We start from the raw sequence: 15,238 nt of genomic DNA on the forward strand, positions 1-15,238 counted from the left end.
CCTTCCCGAAAAGCGGTTTCGTCGCCGTACCCGGCATCGGCGAGCACAATGCCCGGTCCAATACCGGATGCGACAGCCTCGCGGAGTTGGGCCAGCGCAATCTGTGGCTTGGTTTCGAAGGCGAGATCGTCGGGGATGCCCGCACGACGCGCTCGCTCCCGGTCTTCAATCCATTCCTTGGGGACATACAGCTGCCAGGCAATTGGCAGGCTGCCGCGTTGCGTCGCGATCGACAGGCTCACGGCGATCCGGCAGTTATCCTGTTTGCCCAATTGCCCGCAGTATTGCCGCGCTACGCCGACCGAATGCTTGCCTTTCTTCGGGAAGCCCGTGTCGTCAATAATCCAGTAATAGCCAGTCTCTTCAGCAGCGTGCAGGCCTAACGCGGGCATCACCCATCTCGTACCCGCTGCAGGACCGCCCGGTCAGACCATTCTGCCTTGGCCACAAAATGGTGGAGTGACTGATGTTTCGCACTCGCGTGAAGTGGGTCAATATGCGCGGCCATCGGCTCGACGCTCTTGCGTGACAATGGCATCACCAAGCCCGAACAGTAACCCTTGAGGCCGGCATGGCGATCGGCGTGCCCTAACGCCTGCGCCAGATGATTCAGATACTCGTCAAATTCATCGACATCTTCTCTCATCACGATCGCCCGAAATATGCATTATTCAATACTACCAGGTATCGTTTCGCTGCAGATGTTTTTTCTGACACAGTAGTAGCCGCCCGCGAGGGCGATTTTTTGCGCGAGATGCGGCATTGCACCATGTGCGCGGCGCGTCGCAACAAGCTGGCGATGTCGTAATTCTTGTCGGCACCTACCGTAATAGACGCGCCAGCAAATTGTGGGGCATCCGCAGGCATGTCTGCCACTGCGTCGCGGTCGGCCGTGCCATTGGGCTGCGTCACCTGTGCGTTCACCGCCAGGTTGTGCCTGTTATCGGTAAGCTCCTGTCCCATATAGCAGAGCATTGTGCCCGTGCCACGACTCATGCGAAACAGTCGCGCGTGACTGTCCGTGCTGGATTCATGCGTATCGTCGCTGCGCTTCTCGCCATGCGAGTTCTCGTGAAGACCTGCAGCTCTATCAGACGGCATGTCGTCGTCCGACTTCGCCTTGTGCACTACACGCTGCTAACCGAATACAGCACTGCCGCGCCCGAATCAGTTTCTCCGACCGGATGCGCGGGCGGCTTCCCTTGGCGTCGCTCTCGTACATGCGCGAGAAAACCTCACCCATGCGACCGCTGGTATCGTTCAACCCCTGCCGAATCAGTCGCAACGGATGATTGGCTGGACCGAAGTCATCCAGTCCGGACCTCTGGATACGATGGAGGGGCCGCGGCAGTGCTACGCTGGGAAAGCGGATCGCTGCACCGGCTGCGGCGGGGCGTAGCAAGGCGCATCGTGTCGGCGCGCCGCCAGGTTGCGCCTAAATGAACGGCAAATACATTCTTGGCAAGATCGATTCCGATAGTGACAATAGGCATGGACTTCCCCTCTCGCTGGTCGATGAACGTTCGCAACTTCATCTTGGCACATTGATGCCGACTCGCGGCTTCCGCCGCAGCCTCGGGACGGGGAAGTCCCTTTCATTCTCTTTAGATTATTCTTCCCTCGAAGATGGAAAGATCGCATCCGCACGGGTGTTTTTCGATCTCGCCCCTCTGCTTGGAAACGTCGCTTCGAGCCGCATTAAAACCTCACGCTACGCAAAAAGCTCTCTCACTGGAAAGTATGCGGAGGAGAAGTCGAGAGAGCTTCACGATCTAATGAGGTCCAAACAGGGCTTCCTGGACAGCGGCATCACGCTGGATCGCGTAGCCGATCAGATTGGTATTCATAGAAATCATCTTTCCCAGATACTCCTTCTTATCTCACGCTCGAAGAAGACGTCGGTTCGAAAACCACGAGAGATTTTCTGATTAAATTAATCTGGAATGCGACATATGTTTTGAAAATCACGGCTGAAACTCGTTCGTTCAGAGAGACTGAAATCGCACGTCGACGCGCCCTCTTGCGAAGACTTCCGCCCCGAAGCACCACCCCTCCGATGGCCAGATTCTGGAATCTGAAGCCGACGCCGCGTGCGAGCACAAGCGCCAGACGCTCAGCAAGTTCGCCTCGCTGTGCGGCAGCGAGATGTCAAAAGAGCAACACGACTCCAGTTGCCCCAGCCATGCGCATGGGCGCCGTACCCACCTGCCTGAAGACAAGGTTTTACGCCGCTACCCGCGTTTGGTGGTGAAAAGGCGGAGGACCGTTAGTCGCATTTCAAGGTCCGCGATGAAGGGCGGCAGCGAATGGCGATTTGACATTGGGCCGGTAATGTCGAAAAAGTGCGTGCGGTGACGGACGCCCCGCAGCCGTCAACCCTTGTGCACGCCCCGCCGCGATATTCACAACGGTCAGCAAGTCGTGACGCCCCCCACCATGGCCGCTACTTAGGTGCCGTGGTAGGCGTCGCGTTGGTAATGGTGCGTGGGTCGCCGGCAGGAAGCGGAGCATCCATCAGGAAGATCAGCAGGCAACGGGGCACCGTGAATCGTTCAGACTGGCCTGGTCTGCGAAACACCGGCGAGATGCAGGATCTTTGCTGCGACCCTGCGGAAAAACGCGTCGTCCCGTTCTTTCTGGGCAGCATCATCAGCGACGCGATGCTCGATCAGAATACCGCGGCGCTTCATGATTTCCTGAGTACACAACTTGCGTTCGAGGTAGTCAGGATCGTCGGCACCCATCGTCTCGATGACGACACGGTGCGGCCGTGCCGCAACGCCAGCGGCTGCCACCGATCGGAACGTCAGTTCAAAGTCGGGTCGGCACCACTGGCTCGGCGCGTCGGTCTGCCTCACTTCCCGATCAAAGAGCGGTTTCCAGAGCGTCACCTCAACGCCGTGCTTTTTGACCCACGCCATGACGTCGAACAGCAATTTCAGCGTGACGCGCTCATACCGGCTGTCCAGAGGTACAGGACGCGCGAACGAATACGCGTGCTGCGCGAACGCTTCCCGAACGCGCGGGTTGCCGTCGCGATCGCGGTCGACCACGCTGAGCACCCAGCAAGGGGGCTGCGTCAGTCGCTGATCGCGGCCTCCGGCGCGGATACCCTTTTCAGGGCACACCACACACTCGCCCATGCTTGTTTTCTTTATTGCAACGCCTGCACGAATCTCGTCGGCGACGAACAGCAGGAGCGCGCTGCGTGCCTTCCTCTCCGGCCATACGAGAGCGTCGATCTCCGTCATCTTCTTGTTGAGAGGAGTCCATGGCTTGAAATAGAGCATCTGCGCGAGTGATAGGAGCGGGCTCAGCGCCTGCTCTGCTGCATATGCCTCGAGCCGCTCCCACGATCTGGACTTGTCATTTAACGCGTCGACGTAAGCCCTGTACTACCGGCACCGGTACGCGAACAAGATTGCTCACGGTTCGACTGTCATGGTCGCGCGAGAGTTGCTCCTGCCACGCGAACACGACACGTAAGGTCCCTTCCAGCATCGTCGCTGTTGCCCGAATTCGATAGTCGATCACCTCTCGATCAGTCGATATTTCGGGTTCGCAGCACATGTCCGGTTGTGCGTACCACGATGCGCCACAGAACGACGCGAGTTCGACGTACTGCTCGTAACTCCACGGGTACACCCCGGCGATCCCGGCCTGATCGCCGCGCGCCTTCCACAGTTGCATGGCCGTGAAGCCAGCGCTATCGAGGGCGAAGTCCAGTTCCGTAAGGTCCGTCGCCTCGGGAATGTGAAACGCCCGCCGTACGGGGTTCCAGAAGGCATTCGCCGACACCATCGCGGCGTATCCTTCGTTGAACGCATGTAAAGCGAGCTTGCCGCCCCGATGCGGTATGCCGGCGCGAACAACAAGGCTGTCGCCTAGATGCGCGTTCGTTTGAAGGACGGGCATGCCCGGGGCGATGCCATCAATCTGTTCGTTGCTCACGCGAGTTGCTCCTGGAAAAAGACAGGGCAACTCCCTCGCGGGGCGTTGCCCTATGAGGGAAAAATGGCGCGGGTCAGGCCGCGAGTTAAAGAAGTGCGATCGGTACCGCGACAACGGTGGGCGCGGCGATGACGCTCAGACCGCAGCGGACCCAACGGAAACGATCGAACCGCGACGAGTACGACTTTCGATAAGGCCGCGGCGTGCCACTTCACGGAACGCGGCGTTGATGGTGTTCAGATGAAAGCCCAGATCGTCAGCAATGCTCCGCTGCGTGGGGAGTGCGTCGCCCGGCTGGAAGAGGCCGGAGCGTATAGCCTGTTCAATCTGGTCTGCGACAGCGACGTAGATCTTTCCGCGAATCCGCGTAAAGTCCGGTCGCCATTTCAGTTGATCGCGCCGATGGGCCGTGGGCGGCGGGGCCGCGCTGGGGTAAGAGTTGCTCGCCGAAAACATGGTGACGCGCATCCTACACCGAACGCAGGCGAATCTGCTTCGCCCACTCGCCGCCGTGAGGCAGCGCTTCAACGAACGCAGCAAAGTTTGCGCGCGCCGACGGGAGTTCAAGCACGCGCTGGGACGCAATAGCGTCCGCCAGGCTAAGCGCGTCGGCGAAGGCGCCATCGCCGGTGGCGGCGAGCGCGGCGCGCGATTCGTCGCTCGAGAGAACGAGCGAGATGAAGCGTGCAGCACGCGTTGCCTGTCCGGCAGCGACGATCCCGGCGATCGCAGCGTCGGCCTGTCTACCCATGTCGGGGTCCGACAAGGCGACGGCGTCAACCACTTCGGCATCGATGAGGCAGCGCACGATGTCTTCAGAGAATTGGTTGCAGGAGTAAGTCATCTTCAGGTTCCAGAAGGCGGAGCGTGTCCCCCAGCGGGGTGTTGACGCCCCGCTGGGTTCGAGTGGAATTCAGTTCGCTCGTCCGACGCTAGCCAGTGATGGGCGCGGCCCGGCATACACCGATACCGCGCACAGGCACACCGCAGCGACGAGCGAAGCCGCGACGGTTGCGATAACAATCTGTCGTTTCATAGGGCCTCCGTTCAGAAGGACGAAGGCCCCGGCCCCTGAAAGGGACTGGGGCCTTATCGGAAAGAGCGCGAGAGCGCGTCAGGTACAGGACTTCGGGTGGCTCGCCGGATAGACCAGCACGCGCCCGTCGTCACAGATGCGGAAATCGCCCTGCTCGCCCTTCGGCGAATGCACAACGATCACCGGCGTTTCTGCCTGGGGCCGGAGTTGCGCGTGCGTGCACGCGCCGAGGGTCGAGGTGCCGGCTGCTGCGACGAGCAGCATCAAAAAATTCATCATGAGTTTGACTCCAGAAAAGAAAGATGCGCCGCCCCCGTTAGGGGCGGCGAAAGAGATCACGCGGCTGCGCGTTGAACTGCGGGATCGGATATGGAAACCGTGATCCACTGCCCGTCCACGAAGACGTCGCGCAGGCGCGAGCCGTTGAGCGTGTAGACGTGCTCGCGACCCGCGCGCGGAGATGCCGCACGGGCCGAGCGCGTGATGCAGCTAACAACGGAAGATTGCTTCTTCAACATGGTTGCTCCTCGGGATTGAGACGAGGAGCGCCCCTTGCGGGGATTCGCTCCCCACAAGGGTTAAAAGAAAAGTCATGCGGCCAGCGCTTCTACATCGATGACGCCATCGGCCTCGAGAACAAGATCAGGTGTCTGCGAGATAAAGAATTCCCGCTCGTATCCGCCTTGCCGGAGGACCTCGCGTTTCATCTTCATGAACTGCACCTTTCGCACGGGGTCCAGCGGGCCGTCTGATTCGTCGCTGAACAACGTCTGGCACGGTTGCCCCGCATTGCGCGCGAGATACAGCGCAATGCCACGAGTCAGGCTCTCGTTGATCCATACCTTCTGCCCACCCGACATCACCGATACGGCCTTGGTGCTGTCGTTGTCGGCGTCATGGACAAGAATCTCGAAGCCTTCACGCAGATCGCCCGACGCGAGCTCGCGTTGCGTGCGAATCGCGACGGTGAAGCGCGGGCCATAGCACGCAAGCAGCAGGTCATTGACCGTCTGCGTGAGCGCGGGGCCAGCATCGTCGATCGTCAGTGCTATGACGCCGTCATTGCCGAGCCCCTTTGCCAGCAGCTTCCAGTTCGCGATTTCGTCGGACAGGCGTACCGCCCTCTCCTGCGTCGCACCAAAGCCATCCAGTTCCGCCTTCATTGCCTCGCGCTGTGTTTCACGCGTTGCGTGCTGACGGATGAGCGCCTCGATACGCGCATCGAGAGCCGTGCTGGCCTCCCGGTTTGCGAGCAGTTGCCGGTCGAGTTCCCCGATTGCGGCCGTGACATCGAAAGCTGAGAGCCTTGAAGTTTCGGCATCGATATCGCGCAGCACCGCCTGCAGGCGCGTCGTTTCGGCCTCCCGGCGTTCAGCGACCTGCACCAGTTGCACATCGACGTCGGAAAGATCCGCCTTTGCCTGTGCCATGCCGTTCGCGGCTGCTTCGAGAAGCGGCTTGCGTGCGGCGAGAGCAGTGGCTGACTCGAAAGCGCGCCGGGCCGACGTGAGTGCCACGTTGGCCAAACGAAGCTGTTCGCGTAGGGGCGCAAGGCGTGCCACGACGGGAGTCAGATCATCAGCAAGCGCCTTCTTCTCGCGATAGCTCCTGCGAAGTGCTTCGACTGCGATGCGCTGTTCACCAGCCCGCCCCGACGCATCACGCGCCTGGGCTAGCAGCGGACAGGTCGCATGCATGGCATGGCCAGCGCACGGAACCTGGTCTACAACGGCGGCTTGCTGTTGCAGCGTCGTGAGCAGCGCAGCCTTCGTTGACCCTTGCGCCTGCAGCCCTTCGAGGGCCGCATTTGCTTCGGTCAACGCCGTCTGCTTCGGCTCGAGGCCGGCGATCTCGGATTGAAGCGCTTGAAGCTGCGCCTCCAGCCTTCCGATCTCCAGCTGCGCCTGATCACATTGCGCCTGCGCGCCTTCGATCGAAGCACGCTGAGCTAGTGTCGTCTCATGTGCGGCGATGCCCTTCACGAGCGTCGTGCGTCGATCGTTGAGGCGCCGCGTCAGTTCTGTCGCATCCGACTGGATGGATGCGAGAGACTTTTGCGTGTCACCGCGCTGCTTCGCCAGTTCGCGCAGGCGTGCCTCTGCCGTTGCCGACTCGGCCTGCTTTGCCGCGAGCGTGGCGCGCTGCTGCCCGAGCGTCTGCGCGGTGGCCAGAAGGCCCTCGCGCTCGCGCCGTGCAGTTGCGATCGACTCTGCGTCCGTTGTGATCGCCCGTTCCATCTGCGCGAGCGAATCGCGCTTCAGGGACAGGGACGCGAGTTCGCGCTGGATGCCATCGAGCTTGCCACCAAGGATCTTCGCGACGTCCGCAGCTTTCGCCGAAAGTGTGCGTAGATGGTCGATGTGCAGCAGTTCGGCCAGCAGCGACTTGATCTCGCCTGCGTTGTAGGACGCAAGCGGTCGCCGGTTTTGCGCGGAGAACACGCTCGTAAAAAACGATTCGAGCGAGCCGCACACGGATTCGACACAGCGGTCATAGGTGTCCGCCTTGCCGTCAGAACGTGTGCCATCGGTCGCCACAAACGGCTGCCAGAATCCGGCCCTGTCGAGCCATGCGAGGAAGTACTCCGCCTTGCCGGTCTTGCCTGGCTTGCGGAAGGCGAACGTTGAGCGGTAGCGCACGTTGGCGTGCTCCCATTCGAAGATCTTCTGCGCCTGGACGCCACAGAGGTGGTCCCAGTACGAGAAGGCGTCGACGGAGAGCTTCGCGGCGTGCGAAGGCATGATGCGGTACGGGTGCAGGTTGTCCATGAGGGTGGATTTCCCTGCGCCGTTTGCGCCCTTGAGCGCAATCAGCCCCGTTGGCAACGCCTGCAGGTCGAGAGTCACGCTGTCGCGCTTCATCCCGTCGCGCACACCGATAAACCCTTCGAGCGTGAGGATCAGCGGTCGCATGGCATACCCTCCCCGACCGGCGAGTCGTGCAGGTAGTCGGACGGCAGCCAGGGCACATCGTCATCGTCAGGGAACGGCGCGGCGATCACCGGATCGATCGGCTCAGGTGCCGGCACGATCGTGCCGTCAATGGCGCGTTCGAGCGCCGTGCAGGCCGCGCGAAACCGGGTACCTGCCAGTTTCAGCAGTTGTTCCCAGCTGTCACACGCCGTGAGCGCTTTCAGTTCGCGAGGTGACCACTGGCTCGCATAGCCGTGGCTATGCGACCAGAGCAGATTCGTCATCTCGACGTCAGGCGCCACGACGAGCTCAAGCTCGGCGGCGTCATCTTCATGGACCATCACGACAAAGCCGTGGCGGACCGCAATCACGGCACCGCGTGCGGGACCGTAGGGTTGATGGAAAAGCCCCGCAGTAAATCCGGCGTGCTTCACGAGAAGCTGCTGGATCTCGCGTGCGGGAGACGTTGCATTGAAATGCTGGACCCAGTCGGGACCAGCGGGATAAAGACCAAACATGGGGAACACTCCAGAGTAAAAGGACGGAGTGCACCCCCTTCGGGAGATCGCTCCCCGTCAGGGTCAAAAAAGAAAATGGATGCAGCAGTTGCTGCGATCGATGCGCCGGTGGCGCGGGTGAACCTTGTTCCGGCAGTGCGCTCATCGAGAAACCGCGAGCGCACTGGCGGGACACAGCTGTGTCCACGAGTGAGCGGGCCGTACGGGCCCCGCCCACTGGTTGGCGACTAATGTTGCCTGCTTAAGCCGCAAAGAGATCGCCTTCCAGCCAGTCGAGAGCCTCGCCTGTGTTCCCGCTCACGCTGGACGCGGGCGAGACAACGACACGAGAACCGTCCGGCCGGACCGCATCGGACGGCGTGCCCGCGACAAGTGCCAGCGGTGTGGCCGCTGGCGACTGGTCGAGTTGCGCCATCACGGCGTCGGCGATCGCGTTCGCATCGCCGGTATCGAGCAGTTGCAGACGCTCGAGAACCGGTGCCGCGTTCACGTCGGCGACTTCACACCACCTGCCGAGCTTTGCGTCGACCGATGTCTCCAGGCTGATGCCCTGTGCGCGACTGCGCACGACCGGGAGAATGCGGGGTTCGAGCTTCACGCCCTGCGCGTTCGCGAACATTGCTTCAATTGCAGCACGGTCGACCGACTGCCGGTGCTCCTCATCGACCTGCCAGCGAACGCGCACAAACGCGTCGCCAGCATCGCTCGCAAACTGCGCGAGTCGTTCCATGTCGGGCGGACCATCAAAGTCGATGCAAAGCATGCGGCGCGCGGGCGTTGGGACCAGTTCAGCCGAGGCCGAATGGGTATCCACTTCCCATAGCAGGTAACCCTTCTCGCCCTGCTCGCCGAAGTGAAAGCGACCGATCGATCCCGCATACGCGATCAACGACCCACCGCGCTCCCATGACTGGAACTTGTGGATATGACCGAGCATGAACGCCGAGCACTGCGCGTCGAAGAGCGCCGAGAGCGAGAACTCGTGATCGAGCCCCGCCATCGTGACACCGTGCTCCGTTTCGCAGCCGACTATCGTACCGTGCGAGATGCCCACAGTCGCGATGCCTGCTTCACGCAGACGCGCATTCACCTGCCCCGACGCTGCCAGATACGTCGAGAGTACGTCGCCGAGATCCGTCGCCGCGACGAGTGCGCCAACACTCGCTGCGAACTGCCCTTTATTGACGGTCGGCAGACAGGTGAAAACGGCGTCGGGTTGCATCGCCACTACCTGCGCGAATTCGCGTTCGTTGAACAACGGCCCCGCCGATGCGAGGAAGCGTCCATTCGCAAACGCAACCTGCTGGATGCGGCTTGCGATGAACACCTCGTTGGTCGAGCCCATGAGCGCAAAAATGTCCAGCGTACCGGGTGGCTCATGCGAGAACGTGCCCTGCAGCATGATCACGGGCATCGAGGCCGCGAGACGGTGAATCCGACGCGCGAGCGTGACGAGCGCCGGTGAATGAGCGTCGAGTCGATGGTCAGTCGAATCACCGGACACGACAGCTACGCGCGCACCTCGCATGATCGCGTCGTGAGTAGCGGAACTGAAACAGCGGTCCGCTTCGTCGAGTCGCTCAGGCGAGTAATGCAGGTCAGAAAAATGTGCGATCTTCAAGACGCACCTCCGTAAACGAAAAGTGGCCGCCGGATGGCAGCCTCAATGGGATGAACGCCGTCGTACGGCGAAGGAAGAGTCAGTCAGCCCTGCGAGGGGCCGGCCATGGTCAGTCACGCATCGCCGCACGAACCGCACTCTCGATTTCGCGATCAAGCTTTTCGCGATTCTCGAGTGCGCCTTCGAGACGAGCGTTCATGCCGTCGACGTCGGCGAGGCGTTGTACCCAGCCTCTGCCGTAAGTTGCGTGAGCGAAGACCCGGAAGTCGCGCTGCCGGTCCTCCACGCTCAGTCCGAGGCGGCTGAGCAAGTCCGACATGCGGTCGCGCTTTTCTTCAAGCGTTTCCGCTGTCGGCGACCCGGATGGCTGCAAGCCGAGTCCCTCGACAACCTCATGAGCATCGCTTGCGGCACCTGCTGGCCCTCCTGCTGGCGTGAGCGGGTACACGTTGGTCGCCCCCTCAAGCAGCGCCGCAGCCTCCGACGCAACAGCGATCGCCGGCGGATGATCTTCCGCGCCGTCGAGCAACGCACTGATGTCGATATCCGCGTCGAGCACGGTGAGCATCTGCATCTGACGCACTGGCTCGCTTTGCTCGTTGATTCGCGTGATCTCAAATTCGCGCTTCGAGATCCAGAACCGCGTGCCGGTGAGCTTGCCCCGCGCTAGCGCCACGGTTTGCATCGCCGAATACGCTTTCTGGAGCACGTAGATCGAGTTCGTCGGTAGCTCGATGAGGCCGAGCCCCTTGATCTCGGGGACCGCGAAGATGAAGCGCGCCGAGAGGTTGCATTGCCGCGCCTGATACTGCGGGCACCCCTGCGGATTGCACACGCCGTCGGGTATCGCGTTGTCCTGCCGCAGCATGATCGAACGGGGTCCGAAATTGCGTTGCGCCCGCTGGGCCCGTACGTCGCGTTCCGGCTTTTCGTACTGCTTGCAGAAGCGTGTGCCATCGGCGCCGTACTCGGAGAAGAACTTCCGCCCGGTCGTGCCCCACGTCGCCATCTCGTTCGGGATGTTGGCCATCCAGTCGTTGAAGGCGAAGACAACGGGGAAACGATAGAGCTTCCGACCGTCGCCGCGATCCTCGCCATAGAGGCGCAGGATTTCGTCGGCCACATCCGGGTTGGTGAAGTCGGATCGACGGCAGGTGAAGTACGGGACGTTGCGCGGTGCGAGCGCGTTTCTGAGCTTGCAGCGCCGCTCGATCTCGTCGCCGATTTTCTCGAATGACTCGCCAGCAGCGACGAGTTGCTCGTAGAGCTTGACTGCCTGTTCGTTTTGCCTCGCGGCAGACGTCAGGACCTTGATGCCGGGACGAATCCGGCCGATGACGGGGGCGCGTGGTGCACGCTCCTCGACGATGCTGCGCACGGGCGCAGCGCCCAACGGAACAACAGCGTTCATGAGGGTTTCCTCGCAAGAAAGAAGATCGCCGAGGTGCGCATCTCGCTGGCCGACTGCTCCAGGTTCGATGCCGCCGCCTCTCCGCGGCGTGTGGCGATATGGGACAGGAAAACGCGGCGCTCGCCGTCGGCAAGCATCGCGATCTGGGCGACCTCACAGCGCGCGCGTCAGGCGCCCGTTGTGGTGTCGGTAGTCGCGCGTTCGCTTTCGATCGTGCTGCTGATCGTGTCGGCGATGCGCTGGTCAAGGCCATTGGGAAGAAGCATGGGAGCGTCTCCAGACAGGGAATGTAAAAACACAGGACGAAAAAAAACGCGCTCCCCTGGCAAGAGGAACGCGTTCTGGATTCGGATAAAGATGACCCATGCGCCACGTCCCTTTCGGGGACGTGGCGCACAGGGAGCCGTGAGGCTCATAGCAGGGAACGTTAGGTCGTTCCCGGCGCGACATGATCACGTCGCGCGAACAGCCCTTTTCCGAAAACATGAGTTTTCGCCGCAGGTTCACGGGTCAGTCCACTTCGATCGTTCTACCCAGATGGGTCTGGAGAGAGACACCCGAATATCCGGGCTCGAACGATGTCGCGGCGCAAATGAATGCGGCCGGCGACGAGTATCACGACTGACGAGAGGGGAGCAGGTGGCGAGCCGCTCAGCACGAGAGATATTCCACACCAGCAGCCAGCTGGTCGGAGCATGCCGTAAAGGCACGACTTGAGGCAGAAGATGGACTCCGGGCTACGGAGTCGAGGTCGATGCGTCAGGAGACGCGAGCAATGGAGTCAGTATCGCCAAAAAAACGTGGGTGTGTGCCTGGAATGGTGGCCAATATCGTGCAGCTTTTGCCGGAAATCTGCAGACGAATCAGGAACACAATGACAGGTGAGAGAGACCACACCCGAACAACATCATGGCCGCCGTTCTTGAAACTGCGCCGCAACCGGAGGAAACCCCCGGCAACGCGGCACAGGGCGGGGCGCCCGACGCACCCGCCCCGCTCACCGCTGTTCCTTCAGGCACCGGGCTCAAACCCATCGAGCGCCTGACGAGCGATACACGCTACGCGAAGATCATCCCGGATTCCGCCCAGGTGACGACGCTGAAGTACAGCTCCATTTTCGTCCGGACATTTCTCCGTTCGGACTACAACTTTTGCGCCTCAAAGATTTCGGTCGCTCGAGACGGCAAGCTGCGCGCGCTCGACCACGCTATCCGGGAGACGACCGAGTGGTTCACGAAGGCGATCGTATGGACCGAGCAGCTCGGCGCTCGCCATCTCCCGCGACGGTACGAGACGATTGAACTCGAAGTCAAACGTCCGCTCGCCGGCCAGCTTGTCCGGTGCCTGACCCAGTACGAGCGCCTGTTCGCCCGCGCATGGTCGGCCCACGCATCGCACCTGCTTAGCCAGGAGCGATGCACGGCCACACTGGCAAACGCCGAGAAGAAACTCAATCGCATCACGCTGCTGTGCGTGCCCGACAACGAAGAGTACGACTTCGACGGCACGCGCCGCGAAGGCTGACCCCCGCAAGACGGCTGATTGTTCCGGCTTGACTTCCACGCCGGACGGCTACGCTCGACAGTACCCCAGTGAGGAGAACGTCCATGGAAATCGACCTTCGCGAGGTTCACGCGCTGCATGCGCGCTTTGCCCGCGAACACTTTGTCATCGACCTGGAAAATCAGGTCAAGGCCCTGCCCGCGCCGCTGCTGCTTGCGCACGAACCTGCGGCCAGCACGTCGGCCGTGCGGCGGGCGTGGAATGCGCGTTGGCGGCTTGGCCGCACGGCGCTTATGGTTGCGGGCGGCGCTGCCGTCTGTGGCTTACTGGGCATGGGCGTGGCCCGCCTCATTCCGTTAGTCCACGGCGATCGCTCTCACGTTGCAGCTTCAACGGACCTGCACGCCACTTCCTCGGCGAGAGTGGATATTCCGACCGAGGCTTCCGTGCCGGCCGCATCGGCGCCAGCCCTAACATCGCAGGACCTGCTCACGGGGCCTGGTCGTGCTAACTGGAGCGCCGCCGTTGATCCGGCCACCGTGCTCCGGCAGGCGCCCCAAACCCGTGAAAGCGTGCCGACGAGTCCCGTGATGTCGGCGAGCGCACCGGACGAACAGAAGGCGCTTGCCTCCCCGCTGCGCCAGCACGTCGTGCAGGTGCCGCAACCTCAAACGAGCGCGCCGGCAGCAGTCAAACCGGTGCCGGCTGCCGCGCCGAATGCTGCTGTAACTCCTGCCCAGCCCAAGGAAGATCAACCGGCGCCGCGACCAGTCGTGCGTCACTTGGGCCGCCCTCACACCTCACCGGCGCGAACGGAGCAGCAACCGAGCGTCGAAACCGCGAAGTCTCCGGCAGCACCGGGGCAGCGCAACGGCGACGTACAACTCTTCTGAAGGACACCGGACCATGAAATCGCAACACACGCTCAATGTCACGCTTCTCGCGCCCGGTTCCACGATCGAGGGAAATTTGATCCTCGACCACGGCGTTAGCCTATTCGGGATCGTCGACGGAAACCTGATCAGCAACGAAGGGCTGCTCCATGTCGGCGCAGGCGGGCTGGTGAAAGGTCAGATCGAGGGCGAGCACGTGCGCATCGACGGCACGGTCGAGGGCGACCTGCGCGCACGCGGTTCGCTGGAGATCAACGGCCGCGTGAGAGGGAACATTTTCTACTGCGGGACCATCAGGCTTGGCGAGCGCGCCTCGCTCGAAGGTCAGCTGAAACGCGTCGCGCGCGAACTCACAATAGACGGCGCGGTCGCGCCCGAGAACTCGAACGTCCAGCACCTCCCGCGAGCATCAACCGGCTCAGCGTAATCTCGTCGTCGTATTAACCGTTAGGCGCAGTCATTGTCTCCAATGTGAAACACATGACAGGCCCACCTATGTGTTCAGACGACGGGAGTCTGGGGGACGGATTCGGCGCCGGGTCGTGAGGGCGGGGGGGTAAACTCCAACCGATAAAGTCGACACGACGAGCGCCTTATTCGTGATCAAGCCGTGGCAGGTCCGTTAGCCTTCGGCCCCCATCGGAATCAGTGGCCACCGTCTCGATGCTTTGGCGTCCGGCGTCGTCGACGACAGAGCGGACTTCCGGACCTGCGACGCGCTGCCCATCCAGCGGAAAGACCGTTACGACGGTGTCGCCCTTAGCCAGTGCGTCTACCACTTCGATTACAGGCGATGCGTGCGGTGTGACCTCAAATTGGTCTCCGCTCACGGACACCTGCCCCCAAAGCACGTGTGTAACCCTTTCCGGATTCCCACCCACCCGAACCGCCGTTATAGCGTGCACAGCCATCGCTTTCCCTCCAGTGTTGGGGGAAATCCTAGCACGAGCGAAATCATCAGCCAGCTTCCGGCTTCTCATCCCTGTGGAGCCGGCGCCTCCTCAAAATCCAGCAGGCAAATACACGAGTCGAGATCAGAAAACCACGCATCGACCTGAGCGTAGTCAAACTTGTCGACGGCAAACACACGGCCATCACGGGCGCGAAGAATAAAAATCGCTTCGAACGCTGTCGTACCGATCATGCAGACGCCTTTGTCTTGCAGATCGCGCTCTTCGGTCGCGTCGACGATCTCGTCCGCTTTCCACAGCGAGCCTGCTTGCGAGCAGAGGCCGTTCGGATGCTTAGCGAGATAGGCGGCGAACGCCTCAGGCACCGCCACATTGAATTTCGAAGTGAACCAGCTTGCAAACCACTCAGGCGCCTGCCCGATCCCGGCTTCTGTCACGCTTTCCCCCTTACCCTGCGTCGAACGGCAGGCGAAGTAATACAC

At 61.7% G+C, this 15,238-nt stretch carries 16 protein-coding genes and 2 pseudogenes; 4 read left to right on the top strand and 14 right to left on the bottom strand.

Annotated elements, in window-relative coordinates; genetic code table 11:
* A pseudogene (locus M3I56_RS24170) lies at positions 1-646 on the bottom strand (IS701 family transposase); the annotation flags it as partial.
* A gap of 78 nt (positions 647-724) precedes the next feature.
* Positions 725-1,351: pseudogene (locus M3I56_RS24175) on the bottom strand (hypothetical protein); the annotation flags it as partial.
* 88 nt (positions 1,352-1,439) lie between these two features.
* Between M3I56_RS24175 and M3I56_RS24180 the strand changes: the two are divergent.
* Entirely contained in the window at positions 1,440-1,928 is a 489-nt protein-coding gene (locus M3I56_RS24180; RefSeq protein ID WP_254346643.1) for a hypothetical protein, read from the top strand.
* 624 nt (positions 1,929-2,552) lie between these two features.
* On the opposite strand, the gene M3I56_RS24185 is transcribed toward M3I56_RS24180, so the two are convergent.
* The 11 genes from M3I56_RS24185 to M3I56_RS24235 form a co-directional block, all read right to left on the bottom strand.
* Positions 2,553-3,290 (bottom strand): hypothetical protein, encoded by a 738-nt coding sequence (locus M3I56_RS24185; RefSeq protein ID WP_254356163.1) that lies wholly within the window; start codon positions 3,288-3,290, stop codon positions 2,553-2,555.
* A 76-nt stretch (positions 3,291-3,366) separates the two neighbouring features.
* Positions 3,367-3,951, bottom strand: coding sequence for a hypothetical protein (locus tag M3I56_RS24190; RefSeq protein ID WP_254344692.1), 585 nt, complete (start codon positions 3,949-3,951; stop codon positions 3,367-3,369).
* Positions 3,952-4,086: 135 nt separating this feature from the next.
* Positions 4,087-4,407, bottom strand: coding sequence for a GntR family transcriptional regulator (locus M3I56_RS24195; protein WP_254344695.1), 321 nt, complete (start codon positions 4,405-4,407; stop codon positions 4,087-4,089).
* 13 nt (positions 4,408-4,420) lie between these two features.
* Positions 4,421-4,795 (bottom strand): hypothetical protein, encoded by a 375-nt coding sequence (locus M3I56_RS24200; RefSeq protein WP_254344696.1) that lies wholly within the window; start codon positions 4,793-4,795, stop codon positions 4,421-4,423.
* A 270-nt stretch (positions 4,796-5,065) separates the two neighbouring features.
* Positions 5,066-5,266 carry a hypothetical protein gene (locus M3I56_RS24205; RefSeq protein ID WP_254344698.1) on the bottom strand — a complete coding sequence of 67 codons (201 nt, stop codon included), beginning with the start codon at positions 5,264-5,266 and terminating at the stop codon, positions 5,066-5,068.
* A 56-nt stretch (positions 5,267-5,322) separates the two neighbouring features.
* Entirely contained in the window at positions 5,323-5,505 is a 183-nt protein-coding gene (locus tag M3I56_RS24210; RefSeq protein WP_254344700.1) for a hypothetical protein, read from the bottom strand.
* 72 nt (positions 5,506-5,577) lie between these two features.
* The gene (locus tag M3I56_RS24215; RefSeq protein ID WP_254344703.1) at positions 5,578-7,899 is read right to left on the bottom strand and encodes an SMC family ATPase; all 2,322 of its coding nucleotides are present in this window, start codon (positions 7,897-7,899) and stop codon (positions 5,578-5,580) included.
* Entirely contained in the window at positions 7,887-8,417 is a 531-nt protein-coding gene (locus M3I56_RS24220) for a hypothetical protein (protein WP_254316887.1), read from the bottom strand. The genes M3I56_RS24215 and M3I56_RS24220 overlap by 13 nt, the downstream gene beginning before the upstream one ends.
* 241 nt (positions 8,418-8,658) lie before the next feature.
* Positions 8,659-10,038: a metallophosphatase family protein gene (locus tag M3I56_RS24225; protein WP_254344706.1), complete on the bottom strand. Its 1,380-nt coding sequence runs from the start codon at positions 10,036-10,038 to the stop codon at positions 8,659-8,661.
* A 109-nt stretch (positions 10,039-10,147) separates the two neighbouring features.
* A complete protein-coding gene (locus M3I56_RS24230; RefSeq protein ID WP_254316889.1) occupies positions 10,148-11,449 on the bottom strand; it encodes a hypothetical protein in 1,302 nt (433 codons plus the stop codon).
* On the bottom strand, positions 11,446-11,586 hold the full coding sequence (locus M3I56_RS24235) for a hypothetical protein (RefSeq protein ID WP_254356164.1): 141 nt from the start codon (positions 11,584-11,586) through the stop codon (positions 11,446-11,448). The genes M3I56_RS24230 and M3I56_RS24235 overlap by 4 nt, the downstream gene beginning before the upstream one ends.
* A gap of 772 nt (positions 11,587-12,358) precedes the next feature.
* On the opposite strand from M3I56_RS24235, the gene M3I56_RS24240 reads away from it, so the two are divergent.
* From M3I56_RS24240 to M3I56_RS24250, 3 genes are all read left to right on the top strand, one after another.
* Positions 12,359-12,973 (top strand): DUF1845 domain-containing protein, encoded by a 615-nt coding sequence (locus M3I56_RS24240; protein WP_254316891.1) that lies wholly within the window; start codon positions 12,359-12,361, stop codon positions 12,971-12,973.
* Between the two features lie 83 nt (positions 12,974-13,056).
* Positions 13,057-13,845 carry a hypothetical protein gene (locus M3I56_RS24245; RefSeq protein ID WP_254356165.1) on the top strand — a complete coding sequence of 263 codons (789 nt, stop codon included), beginning with the start codon at positions 13,057-13,059 and terminating at the stop codon, positions 13,843-13,845.
* A gap of 13 nt (positions 13,846-13,858) precedes the next feature.
* Positions 13,859-14,272: a polymer-forming cytoskeletal protein gene (locus tag M3I56_RS24250; RefSeq protein ID WP_254316893.1), complete on the top strand. Its 414-nt coding sequence runs from the start codon at positions 13,859-13,861 to the stop codon at positions 14,270-14,272.
* A gap of 549 nt (positions 14,273-14,821) precedes the next feature.
* On the opposite strand, the gene M3I56_RS24255 is transcribed toward M3I56_RS24250, so the two are convergent.
* Positions 14,822-15,238, bottom strand: a complete 417-nt coding sequence (locus M3I56_RS24255; RefSeq protein WP_254344710.1) for a hypothetical protein — start codon at positions 15,236-15,238, stop codon at positions 14,822-14,824.

Origin of the sequence: Paraburkholderia sp. CNPSo 3281 (genome assembly GCF_024206515.1) — a bacterium.
Taxonomy (GTDB): domain Bacteria; phylum Pseudomonadota; class Gammaproteobacteria; order Burkholderiales; family Burkholderiaceae; genus Paraburkholderia; species Paraburkholderia nodosa.

Bases quoted from the DNA above. Each gene is read 5' to 3' on its own strand.
- M3I56_RS24235 (WP_254356164.1), bottom strand. From the start codon at position 11,586: ATGCTTGCCGACGGCGAGCGCCGCGTTTTCCTGTCCCATATCGCCACA.
- M3I56_RS24215 (WP_254344703.1), bottom strand. From the start codon at position 7,899: ATGCGACCGCTGATCCTCACGCTCGAAGGGTTTATCGGTGTGCGCGAC.
- M3I56_RS24205 (WP_254344698.1), bottom strand. From the start codon at position 5,266: ATGATGAATTTTTTGATGCTGCTCGTCGCAGCAGCCGGCACCTCGACC.
- M3I56_RS24200 (WP_254344696.1), bottom strand. From the start codon at position 4,795: ATGACTTACTCCTGCAACCAATTCTCTGAAGACATCGTGCGCTGCCTC.
- M3I56_RS24240 (WP_254316891.1), top strand. From the start codon at position 12,359: ATGGCCGCCGTTCTTGAAACTGCGCCGCAACCGGAGGAAACCCCCGGC.
- M3I56_RS24230 (WP_254316889.1), bottom strand. From the start codon at position 11,449: ATGAACGCTGTTGTTCCGTTGGGCGCTGCGCCCGTGCGCAGCATCGTC.
- M3I56_RS24195 (WP_254344695.1), bottom strand. From the start codon at position 4,407: ATGTTTTCGGCGAGCAACTCTTACCCCAGCGCGGCCCCGCCGCCCACG.
- M3I56_RS24185 (WP_254356163.1), bottom strand. From the start codon at position 3,290: ATGCTCTATTTCAAGCCATGGACTCCTCTCAACAAGAAGATGACGGAG.
- M3I56_RS24220 (WP_254316887.1), bottom strand. From the start codon at position 8,417: ATGTTTGGTCTTTATCCCGCTGGTCCCGACTGGGTCCAGCATTTCAAT.
- M3I56_RS24245 (WP_254356165.1), top strand. From the start codon at position 13,057: ATGGAAATCGACCTTCGCGAGGTTCACGCGCTGCATGCGCGCTTTGCC.
- M3I56_RS24250 (WP_254316893.1), top strand. From the start codon at position 13,859: ATGAAATCGCAACACACGCTCAATGTCACGCTTCTCGCGCCCGGTTCC.
- M3I56_RS24210 (WP_254344700.1), bottom strand. From the start codon at position 5,505: ATGTTGAAGAAGCAATCTTCCGTTGTTAGCTGCATCACGCGCTCGGCC.
- M3I56_RS24180 (WP_254346643.1), top strand. From the start codon at position 1,440: ATGAACGGCAAATACATTCTTGGCAAGATCGATTCCGATAGTGACAAT.